17 protein-coding genes and 1 pseudogene are annotated in these 19,355 nt (G+C 41.0%); 12 read left to right on the top strand and 6 right to left on the bottom strand.

What is annotated here, in order from left to right; genetic code table 11:
- The first annotated feature begins 20 nt into the window (after positions 1–20).
- The 5 genes from NPUN_RS21060 (at position 21) to NPUN_RS21040 (ending at position 4,296) form a co-directional block, all read left to right on the top strand.
- On the top strand, positions 21–1,181 hold the full coding sequence (locus NPUN_RS21060) for a class I SAM-dependent methyltransferase (RefSeq protein WP_012410516.1): 1,161 nt from the start codon (positions 21–23) through the stop codon (positions 1,179–1,181).
- A 95-nt stretch (positions 1,182–1,276) separates the two neighbouring features.
- The gene (locus NPUN_RS21055; protein ID WP_041565543.1) at positions 1,277–1,564 is read left to right on the top strand and encodes a hypothetical protein; all 288 of its coding nucleotides are present in this window, start codon (positions 1,277–1,279) and stop codon (positions 1,562–1,564) included.
- A 230-nt stretch (positions 1,565–1,794) separates the two neighbouring features.
- Positions 1,795–2,322, top strand: a complete 528-nt coding sequence (locus NPUN_RS21050) for a CAP domain-containing protein (protein ID WP_012410514.1) — start codon at positions 1,795–1,797, stop codon at positions 2,320–2,322.
- Between the two features lie 707 nt (positions 2,323–3,029).
- Positions 3,030–3,578, top strand: coding sequence for a CAP domain-containing protein (locus NPUN_RS21045; protein ID WP_012410513.1), 549 nt, complete (start codon positions 3,030–3,032; stop codon positions 3,576–3,578).
- A gap of 88 nt (positions 3,579–3,666) precedes the next feature.
- Positions 3,667–4,296 carry a ribonuclease H-like domain-containing protein gene (locus NPUN_RS21040; protein WP_012410512.1) on the top strand — a complete coding sequence of 210 codons (630 nt, stop codon included), beginning with the start codon at positions 3,667–3,669 and terminating at the stop codon, positions 4,294–4,296.
- A gap of 507 nt (positions 4,297–4,803) precedes the next feature.
- Here the strand turns inward: NPUN_RS21040 and NPUN_RS21030 are convergent.
- Together NPUN_RS21030 and NPUN_RS21025 are read right to left on the bottom strand one after the other, a co-directional pair.
- A pseudogene (locus tag NPUN_RS21030) lies at positions 4,804–5,250 on the bottom strand (rhodanese-like domain-containing protein); the annotation flags it as partial.
- Positions 5,251–5,729: 479 nt separating this feature from the next.
- Positions 5,730–5,984 (bottom strand): hypothetical protein, encoded by a 255-nt coding sequence (locus NPUN_RS21025; RefSeq protein ID WP_041565541.1) that lies wholly within the window; start codon positions 5,982–5,984, stop codon positions 5,730–5,732.
- Between the two features lie 530 nt (positions 5,985–6,514).
- On the opposite strand from NPUN_RS21025, the gene NPUN_RS21020 reads away from it, so the two are divergent.
- Positions 6,515–7,234, top strand: a complete 720-nt coding sequence (locus NPUN_RS21020; RefSeq protein WP_012410510.1) for a response regulator transcription factor — start codon at positions 6,515–6,517, stop codon at positions 7,232–7,234.
- 125 nt (positions 7,235–7,359) lie between these two features.
- Here NPUN_RS21020 and pdxA read toward each other — a convergent pair whose 3' ends face one another.
- The gene (pdxA, locus tag NPUN_RS21015; protein ID WP_012410509.1) at positions 7,360–8,454 is read right to left on the bottom strand and encodes a 4-hydroxythreonine-4-phosphate dehydrogenase PdxA; all 1,095 of its coding nucleotides are present in this window, start codon (positions 8,452–8,454) and stop codon (positions 7,360–7,362) included.
- Positions 8,455–8,661: 207 nt separating this feature from the next.
- Here pdxA and petM point away from each other — a divergent pair, with 207 nt between their 5' ends.
- The 6 genes from petM to NPUN_RS20985 all read left to right on the top strand — a co-directional run bounded on the left by petM (position 8,662) and on the right by NPUN_RS20985 (position 13,428).
- The gene (petM, locus tag NPUN_RS21010; protein ID WP_012410508.1) at positions 8,662–8,766 is read left to right on the top strand and encodes a cytochrome b6-f complex subunit PetM; all 105 of its coding nucleotides are present in this window, start codon (positions 8,662–8,664) and stop codon (positions 8,764–8,766) included.
- Positions 8,767–9,012: 246 nt separating this feature from the next.
- On the top strand, positions 9,013–10,011 hold the full coding sequence (locus NPUN_RS21005; protein ID WP_012410507.1) for an SDR family oxidoreductase: 999 nt from the start codon (positions 9,013–9,015) through the stop codon (positions 10,009–10,011).
- A gap of 130 nt (positions 10,012–10,141) precedes the next feature.
- Positions 10,142–11,059: an NAD(+) kinase gene (locus NPUN_RS21000; RefSeq protein ID WP_012410506.1), complete on the top strand. Its 918-nt coding sequence runs from the start codon at positions 10,142–10,144 to the stop codon at positions 11,057–11,059.
- Between the two features lie 310 nt (positions 11,060–11,369).
- The gene (gene nblR, locus NPUN_RS20995; RefSeq protein ID WP_012410505.1) at positions 11,370–12,056 is read left to right on the top strand and encodes a response regulator transcription factor NblR; all 687 of its coding nucleotides are present in this window, start codon (positions 11,370–11,372) and stop codon (positions 12,054–12,056) included.
- Positions 12,057–12,222: 166 nt separating this feature from the next.
- Complete coding sequence (locus tag NPUN_RS20990; RefSeq protein ID WP_041565540.1) at positions 12,223–12,729, top strand: DUF192 domain-containing protein; 507 nt, start codon at positions 12,223–12,225, stop codon at positions 12,727–12,729.
- A gap of 471 nt (positions 12,730–13,200) precedes the next feature.
- Complete coding sequence (locus tag NPUN_RS20985) at positions 13,201–13,428, top strand: DUF2949 domain-containing protein (RefSeq protein WP_012410503.1); 228 nt, start codon at positions 13,201–13,203, stop codon at positions 13,426–13,428.
- A 340-nt stretch (positions 13,429–13,768) separates the two neighbouring features.
- On the opposite strand, the gene NPUN_RS20980 is transcribed toward NPUN_RS20985, so the two are convergent.
- From NPUN_RS20980 to leuS, 3 genes are all read right to left on the bottom strand, one after another.
- Positions 13,769–14,923, bottom strand: a complete 1,155-nt coding sequence (locus tag NPUN_RS20980) for a pyridoxal-phosphate-dependent aminotransferase family protein (protein WP_012410502.1) — start codon at positions 14,921–14,923, stop codon at positions 13,769–13,771.
- Positions 14,924–16,395: 1,472 nt separating this feature from the next.
- Positions 16,396–16,530, bottom strand: a complete 135-nt coding sequence (locus tag NPUN_RS44205; RefSeq protein ID WP_272913928.1) for a hypothetical protein — start codon at positions 16,528–16,530, stop codon at positions 16,396–16,398.
- 48 nt (positions 16,531–16,578) lie between these two features.
- Positions 16,579–19,194 (bottom strand): leucine--tRNA ligase, encoded by a 2,616-nt coding sequence (gene leuS, locus NPUN_RS20975; protein ID WP_012410501.1) that lies wholly within the window; start codon positions 19,192–19,194, stop codon positions 16,579–16,581.
- Positions 19,195–19,355: the final 161 nt, after the last annotated feature.

Genomic DNA, 19,355 nt, shown 5'->3' with positions numbered 1-19,355 from the left:
ATTTATTTGGGAAGAAGCTAATGATGGATCGACAATTCCAACACGCTATGCTACCACAACCCACTCATGACGAGTTGGCACGCCAAAACTTTGTGCAAAGTCTGAAAACGCACATTTTCAGGAATATTTCTCCTGGCAATAAAGTAGTTTATGAAAAATTAGCCAAGCCGAAGTTTGAACAGGAACATCAGCGTCCTCCCCAAAATCGTCATGAAATTCGGGAAGTAATGCAGCATGAATCCTACTACCGATGGACTAGTGCCCTCAAGCGCATCCACCAGGAAATATTATGGGATGCTGTAAATACCAGTGTTGGCAGACAACTGCCAGAGTTGATTGAGCGTGCCAAGGATCGAGGTGGTGAACTGGGTACTTTAACCCTCGACCCAAATTTTCAAATACCTAATTATCAAAAAGCTGTAGACATTCACTGTATGCCTGGAGGATATCACAGTGAATTCACTGGTGGTGATGTAGCTGCTGGCGCAACCTACGATCGCGGCGCTTACCTTTATGGTCTGGGTTGGTTGGGGCCGTTGAATAATGATATGGGGCTATCTATAGTCCAAAACTACCTTTTGCCAGAGTATCCAGACTTTCGACCCAGAAAAATTCTTGATATGGGATGTTCTGTTGGTAATAGCACATTACCCTACGTAGATGCTTACCCAGATGCAGAAGTCCATGCCATTGATGTCGGCGCACCCATGTTGCGTTACGGTCATGCAAGAGCCGAAGCTTTAGGCAAACGGGTACACTTCTGGCAGCAAAATGCCGAACATACTAACTTTCCAGATGAATCTTTTGACTTAGTGGTTTCTCATATTTTGCTGCATGAAATTCCCCCGTCAGCCGTCCGTAAAGTCATGCAAGAGTCTTATCGTCTACTGGCTCCCGGTGGAATCATGCTCCATCTGGAAGCACCCTTGTATCGTCATCTAGATGTTTATACCCAGTTCATTTTTGATTGGGAAACCGCTAACAACAATGAACCATTCTGGAGTGCAGTACGCGATCTGGATTTGGTGACGCTAGCTACTGAGGCTGGTTTTGCACCAGATAAGACATTCGAGAAGTTTGTCCCTAATGGGGCATGGAAAGCAAAAGTAACTAATGGTCTTTTTCAAAATGGTAACTCAGGCAGCCTAAACACTTGGTTTGTTGTTGCTGCAACGAAGTAAATACCAATTCGTAATTCGTAATTGAGAAAGCCAGATTTTATCTGGGTTTCTTTGTTTTGTGTATGTATTCTTACTTTTGGAGAATTGGTATTAGGATGACAAAAATAGCTAAGGGTAAACGACCTGTTTACTTAGACAATCCACAAATCGATAAATTGTTAGCGATGGTCATGGCTTTGACTGGCGAGGTGTCTGTGCTGCATGAGCGTCTGGACACCATTGAAAGGTTACTAGAGGTTAAAGGTATTTTATCGGCTACTGAGATCGAAGCTTACGAACCAGATGCAAAAGTAACAAAAGAGCGAGAACTGTGGCGTGCAGAATATATTGCACGGGTGTTACGTGTGGTGCAGGAAGAGTTAGAAACTCTCAACCAAAGCTAGCCGTACAGAGGCTTTAGTGGAGAAAATTATGCTGTTTAAATAGCGAAAATAGTCCTAATGGTAGAGGGAAATTTTTCATAAACAGCACTTTTTTCGTAAGATTGTGAATTTTAAAGTTTTGTAGTCGCGTTTGAACAAAAAAGAGCATAAACAGAAATATATAGACCTATAAGCAATTTGTCACATTTAGATTAGTTTGATTAGATTGTCTGGAAGTTTACTTTCAGCACATGATTAAAAGAACAATCTACGGCGTTGCTTTAGGCACTATTGTCCTCAGTAGCGGAGCGATCGCTACTCCTGTAACAAATTCAACTTTTACACCAGTGTCTTCATCTATATCAAATGATGCTTTCAAAATTGCAGCATCTAGTATCGACACTACTGCTTTAGAGCAATCGGTTTTCAACCAAGTTAATAGCTACAGAACTTCTCAAGGGCTACCAAGGCTGACTCGTAATTCTGCCATCGATAATCAAGCTAGGATTCATAGTCAGGATATGGCTAGTGGGAGAGTTCCCTTTGGACATACAGGATTTTCACAGCGTATTAAAGCAATCGGTATTTCTTACGCATCTGCTGGTGAAAATGTTGCTTATAACATGGGAGCAACTGACCCTGCGACGAGAGCTGTTCAAGGCTGGCTCAAAAGTCCAGGGCATCTAGCCAACATCAGAGGCAATTTTAATAAGACGGGGATTGGTGTCGCCACCAATAGTGCAGGCAAAGTCTACTTCACACAAATTTTCCTTCGCTGATATAGCGGTTCTCAATTCCATAAAATACAGACCTAACAAGAGCAACCCCTTACCTAGTAGCGTTGGGGAGTAAGATTCAAAACCTCTCTCATAAAAGTTTTCGCAAATTCCCCAGACTTTAGTCTGGGGAAAAAGCTTTTCCTAAATTAGGACTTATGCAAAAAGGCAGTGAAAGCCTTAATTTCCCGTAGGGGCAATACTCTGCGGAAACCCACTTCTCTACGAGACGCTCCGCGAATGCATCTATATGAATGCCCCGACATTTCATACCTGATGTGTAAGTCTTATATAGCGGCTATCGAATGGAAGCAATACAGTTTAACCTCTCTACTTTTAGGAGAGAGGCTTTGAGTCTTACTCCCCTTCCCTATAAGGGAAAGGGCTGGGGGTTAGGTCTGTATTGCACTCAACTAAGAACCACTATAAATTAAATATTGAATCATGTAGTATTTAATAGACGAATGTAATTGAAACTACATTATTTTTTAGTAATTCATGAAAATCTGAAATTTTCAGCAAAAATAACCGTGATTTTATGAAAATGAACTATTGAAATATTGACAATTGGAAATGAGTTTTTCTATTTCTTGTAAAGGATTTAGCCAGATTGCCGAAATTCATCAATCCTTAATAGTATCGTGGTATATATCGTTGGAACAATAAGGTAGAGTAGAAGTCTTATATCTCTACACATCACGCAATTCTCCATGTTCCGACAAACTGCTTTTGGCATCGCTTTAAGTGCGCTTGTCCTTGCTAGTGGATTAACGACTGTTCCGATACCAAATCATCCTTCTACGAATACATCCACCCGTAATAAGCTGTTGTCGCTTTTTTCCAGTCAGGTTGCAATATCGACTCCTACTTTTAAAACTACTGAGCTAGAAAAATCAGTTTTTGAGCAAATTAATCGATATCGGGCTTCTAAAGGACTGCCAAAGTTGACCCTAAATGCAAATATTACTCGACAGGCAAGAATTCATAGTCAGAATATGGCTAAGGGTAAAACCCCATTTAGCCATCGGGGATTTGAAGGGCGAGTCAAAGCTATCCCTATTCGCTACAACAGTGCGGCAGAAAATGTTGCTTTTAACCGGGGATATAGCAACCCCGTAGAGGAAGCTGTTACTGGTTGGATCAACAGTCCCGGACATCTAAAGAATCTGAAAGGAAATTACAACCTGACTGGAATTGGTGTTGCTACTAATAATCAAGGCGAAGTCTACCTGACACAAATCTTTTTTCGCACTAGGTAGATTTAATTTATGATTTTTTGCACAATAATAATGTAGTGTCTGACAAGACTTGTATCTGCTGGACACTGCTATTATTTTTGAACAATTCATGACATTACAAGATTTTCAGGTAAGCGATCGCGATCTCAGTGACGCAGCCCTTGGACAGTATTTAGAATCGACAGCGATCGCAGTTGATACAGAAACGATGGGATTATTGCCACAGCGCGATCGCTTGTGTCTTGTCCAGCTGTGCAACCTAGAAGGGAAAGTCACTGTAATTCGCATAGCCAAAGGACAAACTGAGGCCCCAAATTTAAAAAAACTCTTCGAAGCGGCCAATGTTGTAAAAGTGTTTCACTTTGCTCGCTTTGACATTGCCACTTTGCGGGCCAATCTGGGGATTCAGGTTAGCCCTGTGTTTTGCACCAAAATTGCTAGTAAGTTAGCCCGTACTTACACAAATCGCCACGGACTCAAAGATGTGGTACAAGAGTTAGAAAAAGTAGAACTAGATAAAAGCTCTCAAAGTTCTGATTGGGGCAACGCCGTTAGTTTGTCTGAAGCTCAACTTAGTTATGCTGCCAATGATGTGCGTTACTTACTTAGTGTGCAGCAGAAGTTAACAGAAATGCTCAAACGAGAAGAACGCTGGAAAATTGCTCAAGAGTGTTTTGAATTTTTGCCAACGATAGTTTCTTTAGATTTATTGCAATTTAAGGATTTATTTGAACATTAGGCCAACCACTAAATCTATTTCAAAATAAGTGTATTGGGTATTGCAAGAGAGATTTTCATCTTTCCTTGGAAGTGTAATTCATGAAGTCTCTTGCAAAATTTGTTGATGCTGTATTCCAGCATTAAAAGTCAAAATCTTCTGTCTTTCGACTAGTAAATTGTGACCTCTTTGCTCATACCAAATCAAGATTAGACCTCTTGGAAAATTCTCTAACACCCCACCTGTAGCGTCTCCCTGCAAGCAAACAGGGGAGACTGTGGTGTAACTCAAAGGTATAGTGGGGTTTTTATTCTTGATTTCTGCAAGAGGTCTATCGCTGATTTTCTCAGTTATTTTTACTTAAGAGCCGACATTGGAATCATCTCTGTCTTTAGATTCGCTAATGCCTTCTTTAATATTGCTAGCTCCCTCTTGAATACCTTCCTTGAGATTGCTAGCTCCTTCTTGAATGCTGTCTTTGAGGTTACTAGCTCCTTTCTTGATGGCTTCCGTCGCGCTAGTACCTCCCTTTGGCTGATTTTGTTCGTGATTCTTTAGCCGATCTACGATATTGTAGTCGTCTGCACCTGCGGGAGTTTTTGATTCAACAATCCCTTCTGTTGGGCCACCAATAGCCTTCCACCCAGCAAGACCACCTATCAGTTGAGAGACATGCTCAAATCCATTAGAACGCAGTTGTTGCGCGGCTTGAGCAGTTTCTTCTTCATTAGCACCGTAAACGTAAATATCACGACTCTTATCTAAAGAAGGTACTGCACGCTCTACCAATTCATCTATGGGCATGGGCATTGCTCCCATAATGTGACCTTCATTGAAGGTGTTGCGATCGCGCACATCCAGTATTGTAAAAGCTGGTTCGCCCCATTCTAAACGAGACTTTAAGACATGAGCATCAGATTGTCCTTCTATTGGTGGCTGTGGTGGAATGATGCCGCCTACTAAATTGTTAACCATAGGTATTCCTTGCTGACGATATTAATAGCAATTTAACGGAGTCAATATATTTAATTACTCTTTCTCTAGGCTGAATCTATTCAAAATCTCTCTTGAGATAGAGTAGCTAATTAAAATATTTTATACCATTTAAGCCATTGCAAATATAGTCAAATTGGACTATTAAAAGAGCTTTTTGTTTATATTATCTTTAATAAAATATTTTAAAATCCTATTTTGGATATTTATTTATTTAAAAAAATTCTGAATAATAAGCTTTATTTTATTAAATGTTTTATCCTAAAACGTCTAAACATTAGAAGTATTCAGCTATTTTTATAGAAATTAGGTAGCTTTTTAATATCTGCGATCACTAACAATAATTTCTCTTCAATCTCTTGCCTTACTATTGGAGTTATATCAGTCCGATTGTTAATTGTTCTGCCTTTTCTGTTGGCACTTCATCTAATCCATCTAGTAAAATCAGCCAGCAGTTTTCCTTATGTCAGCAGAGTTTTAGTTGATTCATTTTCAACACTGCAATTGAGAAAATCTTGGATGATGTAGTTTAGCTGTTGGCAAATTTGCACAAAACAAGATCGAGAAACTGACTCACCTGCAAAAAATTTGGAACCTGGTTGACGTGTAATGCTTAAAGCTATTGCTAATTTATGCTGACTCCAAGTTTTGTCTGTTAAAGCTGTTTTTGCTGCCCTTATACCTTCTGGTAATGCTCTGAGTTCTTGGTTTGTCATAGTCTCAGGCTGAAATTTGTAGTATAGTATATGCTTAGAAGGGTAGCTACATGTAAATGCACGATGAGTGAATTTTCGTAGTCCTCCTTCAGGAACAGATACCAGTTAGTTCAAGTAGGATTGGGTAGAATCTAAATTGGCTTATGACTTAGTTTGTGAGTCTTTGTGAATCACTAATTAACCAGGGAGTACATTGCTTTTCCAAAGTTGTAGGAAACTGCCGTAGCGTCTGGTGTCTCTCTAGACTGTTTTTGATTATAAAAATTGTCTCGCATTACACTTGTCTTAAGTATAAAATTTGATAATTATACAATGTAAAGTCAAAATTATACAAAAATCATATAAAATCATACAATTTATCAGCATTACGGTGGCTGAAGTTTTCATAAGCTTCATGGAAAATTAATTGTATACAAGTACTGCAGTAGCGATCGTACTCAGGAGAGACGCGCGTAAATCCACTCTCAACAGAAACACGGACAGCAAAACTGGGACAACAGCGAATCGCTCAATCTACAATAGGCAGCATTATGGTTATGATTACCGCTACTACTCCTAAAATTCTGATTGTTGATGACGACTTCGGCGTGAGAAATCTCGTTCATCGTTTTTTGAGCCGGAAATATCAAATAGAGGCAGCAGCAGATGGTAAGACTGCCTTATCGATGTTTGAGCAATTCAACCCAGCCTTAGTAATTCTGGATTGGAATTTGCCGGATGTTAATGGTTATAGCCTTTGTCAAGAAATGCAGAGTCGTACTAATGTTTTAGTACTGATACTAACTAGTAGGACTGATGAGGCTGATAAAATTAAAATCTTGAGTGCAGGCGCTGATGATTTCATGACTAAACCATTTAGTCTTGCAGAAGTAGAAGTTAGAATAGAAGCTCTTTTGAGGCGGATACGCTATATCAACCCTTCACCAACACAACGGATAATTTTCAAGCAGCTAGTAATTAACCCAGAGGGACGGGAGGTAATACTAAACGATAAGCTTCTCGGTTTAACAGCACTGGAATTTAATATTTTACATTTTTTGGCAAGTCATCCTAATCAAGCTTGGAGTCGCCCACAGTTAATCCAGAAAATCTGGGGTTGCGACTACGTAGGAGATGGCCGGGTGGTTGATGTACATATTGGTCAGCTTCGCAAGAAGATGGAAGTCGATCCTAGCGTACCAGAGTTTATTAAAACTGTACGCGGCTATGGTTATAAGTTTGAAGCACCTGACGAAAATACTACTTCTTGAGCTTTGCGATTTCAGGAGTCGTTTATAAAATGAGACATAAATAGCTGGCACAATTACGAGCGAAGATAGGTTTGGCGATCGGGAAGAGCCATTTAGTCCTTTATGATAAGTTGTATTTCTAAAAATCATTCATAATTTTTCTTGGCCAGCTTTTGACTAACCAACTCAGCCGCTAAATGTATCGCTGCTTTCATACTCGTAGCATCAGCAATTCCCTTACCTGCAATATCAAACGCTGTTCCATGATCGGGTGAAGTTCGAACGAAAGGAAGACCTATAGAAGTATTAACTGCTCGATCAAACGCCATCAACTTCACAGGAATTAAGCCTTGGTCGTGGTAAAGTGCTAAGTAGCTATCAGCAGGATTTTTTACTAAAGAATTTCCATACCAAGCTTGACCAGGTTTGACCCACATCGTATCTGGTGGTATGGGTCCATCTAGTTGTAATTTTGGTCTATTCTGCCGCTCTTGCTCCAACCAGGGAATTAACCAATCTTGTTCTTCATGTCCAAGTTTCCCCTGTTCGCCACTGTGGGGATTCAAACCTGCGATCGCAATTCTCCCATTTTCTATCCCAAAATCTTTCTCCAAACACTCCACCAGCAAATCCAATTTCTGTGTCAACAACTGCGGTGTCAATGTATCCGCCACTTGACGTAGGGGAATATGTGTGGTGGCAAGTAAAGTGCGGAGTGTCCAATTAGTATGGGGCGATCGCGCCACAAATAACATCCCAAAACGGTCAACACCTGACTTGTGCGCCAAAAGTTCTGTTTGCCCTGGATAATTATACCCTGCGGCTTTCCAAGCAGATTTAGCGATCGGCCCCGTGACTATTCCATCAAATTTACCAGCGAGTGTTTGTGCGATAGCACATTCCATATAAGCAAAACTAGCCGCACCACTAGCCGCATTACCTATTCCTGGAATAATTTGACCTTTAATTTCTCCATCCAATTGCACATCACAGACAGACAACTCTTCTGGATTTGCCAAAGGTGCTAAATTCTCGATTAAATTCAATTTGTGATAAGTCTGTGCCAGCAAATCCCCATTACCCACCACTGTTACGTCGTATTTTTTACTAATTTCCGGTTTTGCTAAAGCTTTTAAAATCACCTCCGTCCCAATACCTGCCGGATCTCCCAGCGTCAGCGCCAAACGTGGGCGATTCTTTTTGCTAAAATTCACTAAATCACCTTGATTATTTTGATACATAAAATTTATTCATAATTATTATCATCAAAATTTTCCCCATCCCCCTCATTTCCCGTTCTACAGTAGGGATTGCCCCCCAAACCAGTAGGGATTACTTGCTAAACTAGTTTAAAATTATTTACACAGGTCTAATCCTACAGTAACTATTGAAAAGCTTCTGCTAGACCTAGTTTACACACACTAATTTGCATAAGGAGAATCACACCAATGGGCGGCGAAATTTTGAATGCAGCTATATTGTCCTTCGGTTTAATCTTCGTGGGCTGGGGCTTAGGCGCATTGTTACTAAAAATTCAAGGCGGAGAAGAATAACTTCTACGGTAATTGACTATTGAGATGGAAGGGGTTTTCCTCTGCCTTGAAAGGTTCTGTTCGCCCCAAACTGGCGTTCATACTTTTTGCTAACTGGGAAAAAAGCTTGTCCGTTTACCGGACAGCCATTTTCCCATGAATTTTTCCATAACAAACGATTTTCTTAGAAAAGATGTAAACTTTTGTTTACATAGGTTATTCTGATAACATTCTTTTCATAAAACATTAAAATTTATTACAAACCTCATGACATTATTAATCGTCGGTGCCACTGGCACCTTAGGAAGACAAGTGGCTCGTCGTGCAATCGATGAGGGATATAAAGTACGCTGCCTCGTGCGGAGTAGTAAAAAAGCAGCTTTTCTCAAAGAATGGGGTGCAGAACTTGTACCAGGAAATTTACGTTACCCTGATACACTAGCGGCAGCTTTAGTTGGTGTAACCCAAGTTATTGATGCGTCAACATCTCGTCCTACAGATTCACTGAGTATCAAGCAAGTTGACTGGGAGGGCAAAGTAGCATTAATTCAAGCAGCAAAAGCAGCAGGTGTAGAGCGCTTTATCTTCTTTTCAATTTTGGATGCGGATAAATACCCAGAAGTACCGCTAATGGAAATTAAACGTTGTACAGAACTATTCTTAGCTGAGTCAGGCTTGAATTATACCATCTTGCGGCTAGCTGGTTTTATGCAAGGGTTAATCGGTCAATATGGGATTCCCATTTTGGAAGGACAGCCAGTTTGGGTGACAGGTAATTCTTCTCCTATTGCCTATATGGACACTCAGGACATTGCTAAGTTTGCAATTCGTGCATTGAGTGTGCCCGAAACGGAAAACCAAGCTTTTCCTGTAGTTGGTACTCGTGCATGGAGTGCAGAAGAAATCATCAACCTGTGCGAACGCTTATCTGGAAAAGATGCCAGGGTAACGCGGATGCCAATAAGCTTACTGCGTGCCGTGCGGGGCTTAATGCGGTCTTTTCAGTGGGGATGGAACGTAGCCGACAGGCTAGCGTTTACAGAAGTATTGGCTAGTGGTAAACAGCTAAATGCTTCAATGGATGAAGTATACACAGTTTTTGGCTTAGATCCGCAACAAACCACGACCCTAGAAAGCTATCTCCAAGAGTATTTCAGCCGGATCATGAAGAAGCTCAAAGAGGTAGACTACCAGAAAAATAAAAATAAAAAGCAGAAACCTAAAAAAACTCCTTTTAAACAGTCTTCAAAAGCCAATAGTCAATAGTAATTACGGAAGAAACATTAGTCATGAAACTCTACACTCTGGATATTTGAATCTAGATTAATGACTACATGACCAAAAATGTGTAAGGATTACATAATACAGAGCATCGCCTAAACTTGGATATTTGAGTGTGCCGAAAGCAGGCATTATCTACAATGACGTTAAACCGATAGCGGGTCGTGTCGCTATCGAGTTGAAAGACAAGCTAACCGCAGCCGGTTGGGATGTGTGTATCACATCAAGTATCGGTGGAATATTGGGCTACTCTAATCCAGATAGTCCTGTATGCCACACCCCCATTGACGGTCTAACGCCCCCTGGTTTTGACTCAGATATGGAGTTTGCAGTGGTGTTAGGGGGAGACGGCACTGTTTTAGCAGCGTCTCGTCAGGTAGCCCCCTGTGGTATTCCACTATTAACAGTGAATACCGGTCACATGGGATTTTTGACAGAAACTTTCCTGAATCAATTGCCCCAAGCACTAGAACAGGCAATGAACGGTAAGTATGAAATTGAAGAACGAGCCATGCTCACCGTCAAAGTATTTCGGGGAGATGCAGTACTGTGGGAAGCTCTCTGCTTGAATGAAATGGTACTGCACCGAGAACCTTTGACCTCTATGTGCCATTTTGAAATTGCCATAGGTCGTCATGCACCAGTAGATATTGCTGCGGATGGCGTGATTGTTTCTACGCCTACTGGTTCTACAGCTTACTCATTGAGTGCTGGTGGCCCAGTGGTGACTCCTGGTGTACCTGTTTTACAGCTAGTACCCATTTGTCCCCATTCTCTAGCTTCTAGAGCATTGGTATTTCCAGATACTGAATCGGTGAACATTTATCCAGTCAACATTCCTCGGCTAGTAATGGTGGTGGATGGTAATGGAGGGTGTTATGTTCTACCAGAAGATAGAGTATATATGGAGCGATCGCAATATAGTGTGCGATTTATTCGACTGCAACCGCCTGAGTTTTTCCGAATTTTACGAGAAAAATTAGGTTGGGGTTTACCACATATTGCCAAACCAACTTCGGTAGAATTACCGTAATGATTGGGAATTGGAAATTGGGAATTGTTAAAGAAGCGAGTGAGCAAACAGAAAATTCTTTCCCCTGCTTCCATTCCCCATTCTCTAATTTCCGTCCAGAATTACTGGTATAGGGATGGTATTTGGAGTTAGTTATTAAGATTGCATCGGAGAATTCGGTTGCTGACACCTGAACGTGCTAAAAGATTCTTAGCCGTGCGTCAAATCAGGATTGCTTCATCGTTAAAAACTCGTAATTGCACTTTATAACTTATGTAAAGATTTTCTCTGGAAAATCTTTACAATCCCAAATCCAATATCCCAAATTGTTATGACAGTTGCTCCAAGTCCCTGTGTTTTGGTGATTGAAACCGATGAGAGCCTAGCAAATCAGCTTGCTTGCGATTTGCAAGAAGCTGGCTATGAATCAATATTGGCTCATGATGCGACCAGTGGTTTGCAATACTGTCGCGATCGCCAACCTGCTTTAATTGTTTTAGACCGGATGCTAGCAGGAGAATCAGGACTCTCATTGTGTAAAAATCTGAGAAGCACTGGTATGCGATCGCCTGTGTTGATTTTAATGGCAAGGGATACCGTCGACGATCGTGTAGCTTGTCTAGAAGCAGGGGCGGATGATTACATCCTCAAACCTTACCGCTCAGAAGACTTTTTGAAGTTAATTCGCCTCTACTTAAAACCCGATGTGGATACCACGGAGCAATTGCGCTTTGGGGATCTTATTTTAGACATCGCAAGTCGCCGTGCTATCCACGGCGGCCGAGCAATTGACTTGACAATGAAGGAATTTGAACTATTAAAATTTTTAATGGAACATCCCCGTGAGGTGTTAACCCGCGAACAAATTTTAGAAAATGTTTGGGGTTATGACTTTCTGGGTGAGTCGAATGTCATTGAAGTGTACATCCGCTACCTGCGCCTCAAAATCGAAGATGAAGGTCAAAAGCGCCTAATTCAGACAGTACGCGGCGTAGGGTACGTTTTAAGAGAATCCTAATCTAATAGAGATGGCGAAAGTTTGCCTACCTTAGACAATGAGCTTAAGCCATTGTCTAGTTAATTGAGCCTGAAAACGGCTGTGTATTACCAAATAAATAAAAGCGTGAGCTTTCTAGCTTAAATTCTGTAAAATTGAAATCTAAATTACAAAATCAAAAATAATTATGAATCGTTGGCTAGGTTTATTCTCAATGTTGCTGAGTGTTTTATTGATGGGCTGTTCTGTGCCAACAACGGCTAAACCTCCAACCCCCACGTCTGATTCTAAAACTCCAGCCCCAGCGAGTTTAGGTCAAAAACTACCAATTTCTGCGAAAGCCATTCTTCCTAATGGCACAACTATTCAGCTAGAAGTGGCGAAAACACCACAACAGCAACAAATGGGGTTGATGTATCGACCAGCTTTGCCAGATGACCGAGGAATGCTATTTGGGTTCGCTTCACCACAACCAGTTAGTTTCTGGATGAAAAATGTACCTGTAGCCTTGGATATGGTATTTTTACAGAACGGTGTAGTTAAATATATCCAAGCTGGTGCACCTCCTTGTGCAAGTGAGCCTTGTCCCACTTATGGTCCCAACACACCAATCGATAAGGTAATTGAACTTCGTTCTGGAAGAGCTGCCGAATTGAAGTTGAAAGTGGACGATATTGTCAAAATTGAGTTTTGAGACTTAGATACTTTTCAAGGATGAAGATTTGGATAGTTGCTCTGTTCAGAGCGTATACTACCTAAATCTATGTTTTTTTTGTAAAAAATGTCACGTGTTGTAGCAAAAAGTCATCTGTAGCGCTACTATTTAAAAACTGTGGTAATAATGTAAAATTCTACTGTCTCCAACCTGAAATCGCGATTTTGAGGTTTGGGTGCAAAAATATTCCCTTCGGCGTAAGTGTAAATAGTCGCCAATAAGAGAGTATAGGTTATGGAATCTTTATTACTACATGTGTAATTAAATAAATTACACAAGTAAACAAGATGGAGCCATTGAATTAAGTAAAAATGCTGCTTGATAATTGAGCAGATGACAAGCCTCTCTTAAAGGCAAATCAAAAAAACTGTGCTGGGGTGTATAGCCAATAACGGCACAGTGACAGATGAAATACTGGTTACTGGCTACCGAGCAATGGTGAACTCATATATGACAATACATTCTGCACAAGGAGGTGAGATTCAAATGTCACCATCAAAATATTCTCGACTGATTCATTTTTTGCAAGAAGATTTGGCAATTTCCACAGCATCGCTAGCGGTTGCACTGCGCCATCGGGAGCAAGATCCAGGTCCTTTGGCAATGATTCTTTGGCAGTATGGTTTGATTACTCTAGAACAGTTAGAACAAATTTATGATTGGCTGGAGACGGCATAATTTATGCCAATTTTTGGGTTTTGGATTAAAAGTCTCTATCAAAAGGCTGTTACTGGAATCTCAAACAATACTATTTATGCAAATCCTGGATCGTACTAAGTTGCCAAAATTAGTATTGTTTGGTGTCAAAGAAGCTGTGTGACTGTCTCCGAAGCAAATAATACTATCTAAGGCAAGTTGGTATCATTTAAGAGAATAAAAGTATGTCACATCAACTCTACCTTGTACAAAGGTTGATATATAGGTTTATTAACTCTGGTGGTTTCTACTTATTTATATACAACAAACCAAAAGAGCGAGTTGATAATTTAACTCGCTCTTTTGGTTTAGTGCTGAGTAATTAGGACTGACTAAATACTTTAACTGCTGCTGCTATACCAGATCCAGGGGTGAAATCTTCGTACCCAAGTTCTGTTAGGGTAACTTCTAAAGATGCTATACAGCTAAGGATATCGCGATCGCTCACAAAGCCCAAGTGACCAATGCGGAAAATCTTATTACTCAAATGGTCTTGACCACCTGCTAGGGCAATATCAAAGCGTTTTTTCATCAATGACCGAATCTTATCCGATTCAATTCCCTGTGGTGCTACAGCCGTAATCGCCGGACTAGCGGAACTATCTGCTGCAAACAGGGGTAAATTCAACCCTTGAATGGCGGCGCGGGTAGCATTTTTCAGCCGTTCATGTCGAGCAAATATTGACTCTAATCCTTCCTCTTTCATGATTCGCAACGTGGTGTGCAGCGCTACGATCAAGTTCACAGGCGGAGTAAATGGAGTTGTGTTTTTGGCTGTGGCTTTGCGATATTTCCCTAAGTCCAAATAATATTTTGGTAGCTTCGCAGTTTTGTAAGCTTCCCAAGCCTTGGGGCTGACAGAGACAAAACCCAATCCCGGCGGAATCATATAACCTTTTTGAGAACCGGAGGCGACGATATCCAAACCCCAAGCATCCACGGGTAGATTGAATGCACCCAAGCTTGTGACGGCATCAACGATAATCAAAGCTTCACCGTGTGCTTTAACGTGGCGGTTGATGCTTTCTAGGTCATTCAACACACCTGTCGAGGTTTCACTGTGGGTAATGATTACAGCTTTAATTTGCTTTTGAGTATCTGCTTGGAGTTTTTCGGCAAATACTGCGGGGTCTAAGGGTTTTCCCCATTCCACCTTAACTTCTTCTACATTCAAACCGTAGGCTTGGCCAACTTCTACCCAGCGTTCGCCAAATTTACCATTAGAGCCAACTAAAATGCGATCGCCTGGAGAGAGAAAATTAATTATTCCAGCTTCTACAGCACCCGTACCACTAACATTCAGTGTCAGCACATCAGTTTGAGTTTGGTGCAACCACTTGAGGTTTTCCGTCACTTCTGCCAAAATGTTGCTAAATTCACTGGTACGGTGTCCAATCGGATGCTTGGCTAATGCCAGTAAAGCAGCTTCTGGCACCGGGGTTGGGCCTGGAATCATTAGCATCAGCTTATCGTTCATGTGTCTATCCTAAAAGTCAAATAAAAGTCAAAATTGTGGGAAATTGGTTTAGTCTGGTAGCAAATTCTAGATATTCATCTACAAATTACACTCAGATCGCCACCAGTCTTGTTGTATATTTTCCAAATTCATAGGAAAAGTATCGTGGAGTTTAATGATCGGTCAGCTTGACCTTTGCAATTTATACGAGACTCCAACTCAAATAAAACCTCTGTTCCAGGCAATTTTACCATACACTTAGACACCAGGTTAAGGCGTGTGCTAGTAGGGGAGTAGCTAAAATAGCGAAGCCTGAAGCGTCCATTTAAGCTCTCATAATTTTAGGCATAGATATTATAAATTCTTAAATCTTCCCCATCATCGGCCTCAGTTGTTTTGATAGAAATATGCGAAATCGATTTGAATATCGTGGAAATCGTCGGTGAAAAATCTGTGTTTTGCTGCAACAAAGGAAGTAACCGCTTACACTATGTGCAAGAGTTAGATGTCATCGTTTGCTAAGAGATAAAAGATACCCAACCAAAAGTTTTCAATCTGCTTGGGTAGAAGATTTGTTCTTCGGTTACCATTCTCTAAAGAATACCTCTATCTATTGAGAAGGTGATGATTTATTGCAGTCTAAATCGCTTTCATGCGGGTAGATAAGCCATCTCAGGCTTGCTTGATGGCGATTTTTCACTGATACTTTCCGGTTTATTTGCTGCCAAACTTGAGATATTTATGCTGTTAATTGCTACATATTTTGAAGGTTTACTCAGAGGCAGGCAATGCCTATGCATACGCTAATCAACTACAAGTTTTTATACTATACTTACAAACTTGCTACAATTGTGCTTAGTTTCGTTAGTTACCATTCATGGTGAGTCGTTTTTAACTAGTGTTCAGTTCATAAACTGTCACTCACCAGATCCCCGGTTTTCTTGTAAAAGAGATATTCTTAGTTAGTGCAAGGAGTGATACCATTTCACCAAATGTTTGTCACAAGTTATCCCCGCAATACTCCCTGATAAGGGGGTGTTGCAGATTTCAAATGTTGCATCAAACAAGTGAGTTGGTATAAGCTTTTACGGGGAAGCGCTTGAGTGAGCAAAACTCTCAAGCGCTTTTTCGTGTATAAATAAAACAATTTAACTCTTTGAACGGTAATACAAATGTTTTTAAATACACATACACCAGAAAAAGAAACTACTGTTACAATACTTCTTGATAGCTTTAGTATTAATGCTTTAATAAATACGATCTAGCACTTCTTTCTTTGTACTATTCTTTGCTGTCATAGTTATAGATATCTTTGAAATCCGCCTGCTTTCAGAATGTCTTTTACTCAGGACATTGGTGGACGCTATCACTTCATGCACAGACTACTCTAAAAACATTTTGCCTCAATGCCCGTGGCAAAATATCCCAAATAGTTTTTGAGCATAAATTACGCTTATTGAATATTTAAAGTTTCTACCTTCTATTAAAATCTTTTAACTGACTGGACGTACCACACGAATTAGTTTTTCTTGCGACGATTCTTCTGCTATTACAGCCTCATTTATTCGTGCTGTAAACTGCGTTTTGGAAGTCTTGAGCAAGTGGTGTAGCTTAGAGGGAATAGACATTTTAGGTTTTCAGTGCATAAGTCCTAAGCATATCTCTTCCCTCTACTTTTAGCTGACTACAAAATTCACTAACTTGCCAGGCACTACAATTACCTTTTTAATCTCTTTGCCTTCGATGTAACGCTGGGCAATTTCTGATTCACGGGCGTATTTCTCCAACGCTGCTTTATCTGCTTGTGCTGGTACTTGAATCGCGCCGCGAGTTTTACCCATAACTTGAATCACTAAAGTGATTTCATCAGCTACTAAAGCAGCAGGGTCAAATGATGGCCAAGTTTGAGTGTGAATTGAATCACTTTCACCCAACAAATGCCACAATTCATCAGCAATATGTGGTGCAAAGGGTGCGATTAATATCACCAAAGTCCGAATACCTTCTGCGTAAATTGGTGAATTTTTGTCAGCATCACTTAGGGCATTACTCAACTTCATCAATTCGGAAATAGCTGTGTTGAATTGATATTCGTCTTCCACATCTTCCGTCACCGCTTGAATAGCCGTGTGAATCGCCCGCCGCAATTCCTTTTCAGCCTTAGTTAAATCAGATTGGGCTTTCTTACGGGATACCCCAGCAGTAATATAATCCGTCACCAAACGCCAAACCCGATTTAAAAAGCGGAATTGTCCTTCCACATCGGCTTCATCCCATTCCAGGTCTTTTTCTGGTGGTGCTTTGAACAAGATGAACATCCTTGCTGTGTCTATACCATATTTGGAAATTACATCTTCTGGCGCGACACCGTTGCCCTTTGATTTAGACATGGTGGCGTAGAGACGTTGCAAAGGTTCGTCTGTCTGAGGGTCGCGGGGGTCAGCAGAATTGACCAGATTAGAAGGAATCCATTTATCTTTACCGCCCTTATTGGGATTTAGGTAAGTTAAACCCTGTACCATCCCTTGAGTTAACAGACGTTGGAAAGGTTCATCAAAGTTCAGTAACCCTCTGTCCCGGAGTACTTTAGTAAAGAACCGCGAATACAACAAATGTAGAATCGCGTGTTCAATCCCACCCACGTACTGATTCACTGGCATCCAGTCGTTTACTTTACTGGAATCGAAAACCTGTTGTTCATTTTTAGCGTCAGGGAAGCGCAAGAAATACCACGAGGAATCAATAAAAGTGTCCATCGTGTCAGTTTCGCGCTTCGCTGGAGTGCCGCAAGTTGGACAAGGCACATTTACCCAGCTTTCCAACTGAGTCAAAGGTGAACCGCAACGTCCAGTAAATTCCACCTCTTCTGGCAACTGGACTGGTAAATCTTTGTCAGGCACTGGCACTATCCCACAGTTGGGACAGTGAATTACAGGTATCGGTGCGCCCCAGTAACGCTGCCGGGAAATTAACCAATCCCGCAAGCGATATTGCACTCGCACTTTACCAAAATCTTGTTTTTCGGCGTATTCAATTATGGCTTGTTTAGCATCTGTGGAAGATATACCAGTAAAAGCCCCAGAATTAATTAAAATTCCTGGTTCAGTGTATGCCTGCTTATAGTCAACTTCAACAAGTTGTGTGATTCCATCAATCTCTGATGTTGGAGTTAAGTCAAAACCTGCAACATCATCTGGGGAAGCGATGACAAAATTAATTGGTAAATCGTAATTTTTAGCAAACTTAAAATCCCGGACATCGTGTGCGGGTACACCCATCACCGCCCCAGTACCATACTCATACAGTACATAGTCAGCAATCCAAATAGGCACTTCTTCCCCTGTAAACGGGTTAATTGCCACACCACCGGTAGGGATACCCCGCTTAGGTTTGTCTTCAGAAGTACGTTCCAACTCACTTTGATTAGAAACCTCTTTAATAAAGACTTCTACCGCCGCTTGTTGTTCTTTTGTGGTAACGCGATTTGTTAAAGGATGTTCTGGTGCTAATACTAAATAACTGACACCATAAACTGTATCTGGGCGCGTGGTATACACAGCGATTTTTTCATCTATCCCAACAATGGGAAATTCTAAATAAGCGCCTGTGGATTTACCAATCCAGTTTGCCTGCATCAATTTGACCCGTTCCGGCCAACCTGTCAACTTATCCAAGTCATTGAGTAATTCTTCGGCGTAGTCGGTAATCTTAAAAAACCACTGCCGCAACAATTTGCGCTCAACTATTGCGCCACTGCGCCAGGAACGTCCTTCGTTATCAACTTGCTCATTTGCTAATACAGTTTGGTCAATGGGGTCCCAGTTTACGGCTGCTTCTTTTTGGTAAGCTAACCCTGCTTGCAAAAACTGCAAGAAAATCCATTGTGTCCACTTGTAATAATCTGGTGAACAAGTAGCTAATTCACATTCCCAATCAATTGATAAACCAAGACGCTGTAATTGCTGCCGCATCTGGGTAATATTCTGATAAGTCCACTTTGCTGGCGGTACACCACGGTCAATAGCGGCATTTTCTGCTGGCAAGCCAAAGGCATCCCAACCCATTGGGTGTATTACCCGATACCCTTGCATTCGCTTGAAGCGGGCAATCACGTCAGTAATGGTATAATTACGGACGTGACCCATGTGTAGGCTGCCCGATGGATAAGGGAACATGGATAAAGCGTAGAATTTTGGCTTGTTGCTAGCTGAAGGTGTTTTATCTAAGCCAAGTTCTAACCATGTTTTCTGCCGTTTTTCCTCAATCGCTGCTGGGTTATATCGGGAATCCACCAAAAAATTCTCCTAATGGGTCTGTCTAGGTTAACCTGTTATGTCAACCTGTTAGGTTAACCTATATTGTAGGTCAACTAATCACAGATTTATATAATTGAGCATCAGTCAAATTGTGCCTGAATGCTAGTGTTTCAGGTATGGCAAGAGTCATTTGATGA

This window comes from Nostoc punctiforme PCC 73102 (assembly GCF_000020025.1).
Lineage (GTDB): Bacteria > Cyanobacteriota > Cyanobacteriia > Cyanobacteriales > Nostocaceae > Nostoc > Nostoc punctiforme.
This window is presented reverse-complemented; position numbering and strand designations above follow the sequence as displayed.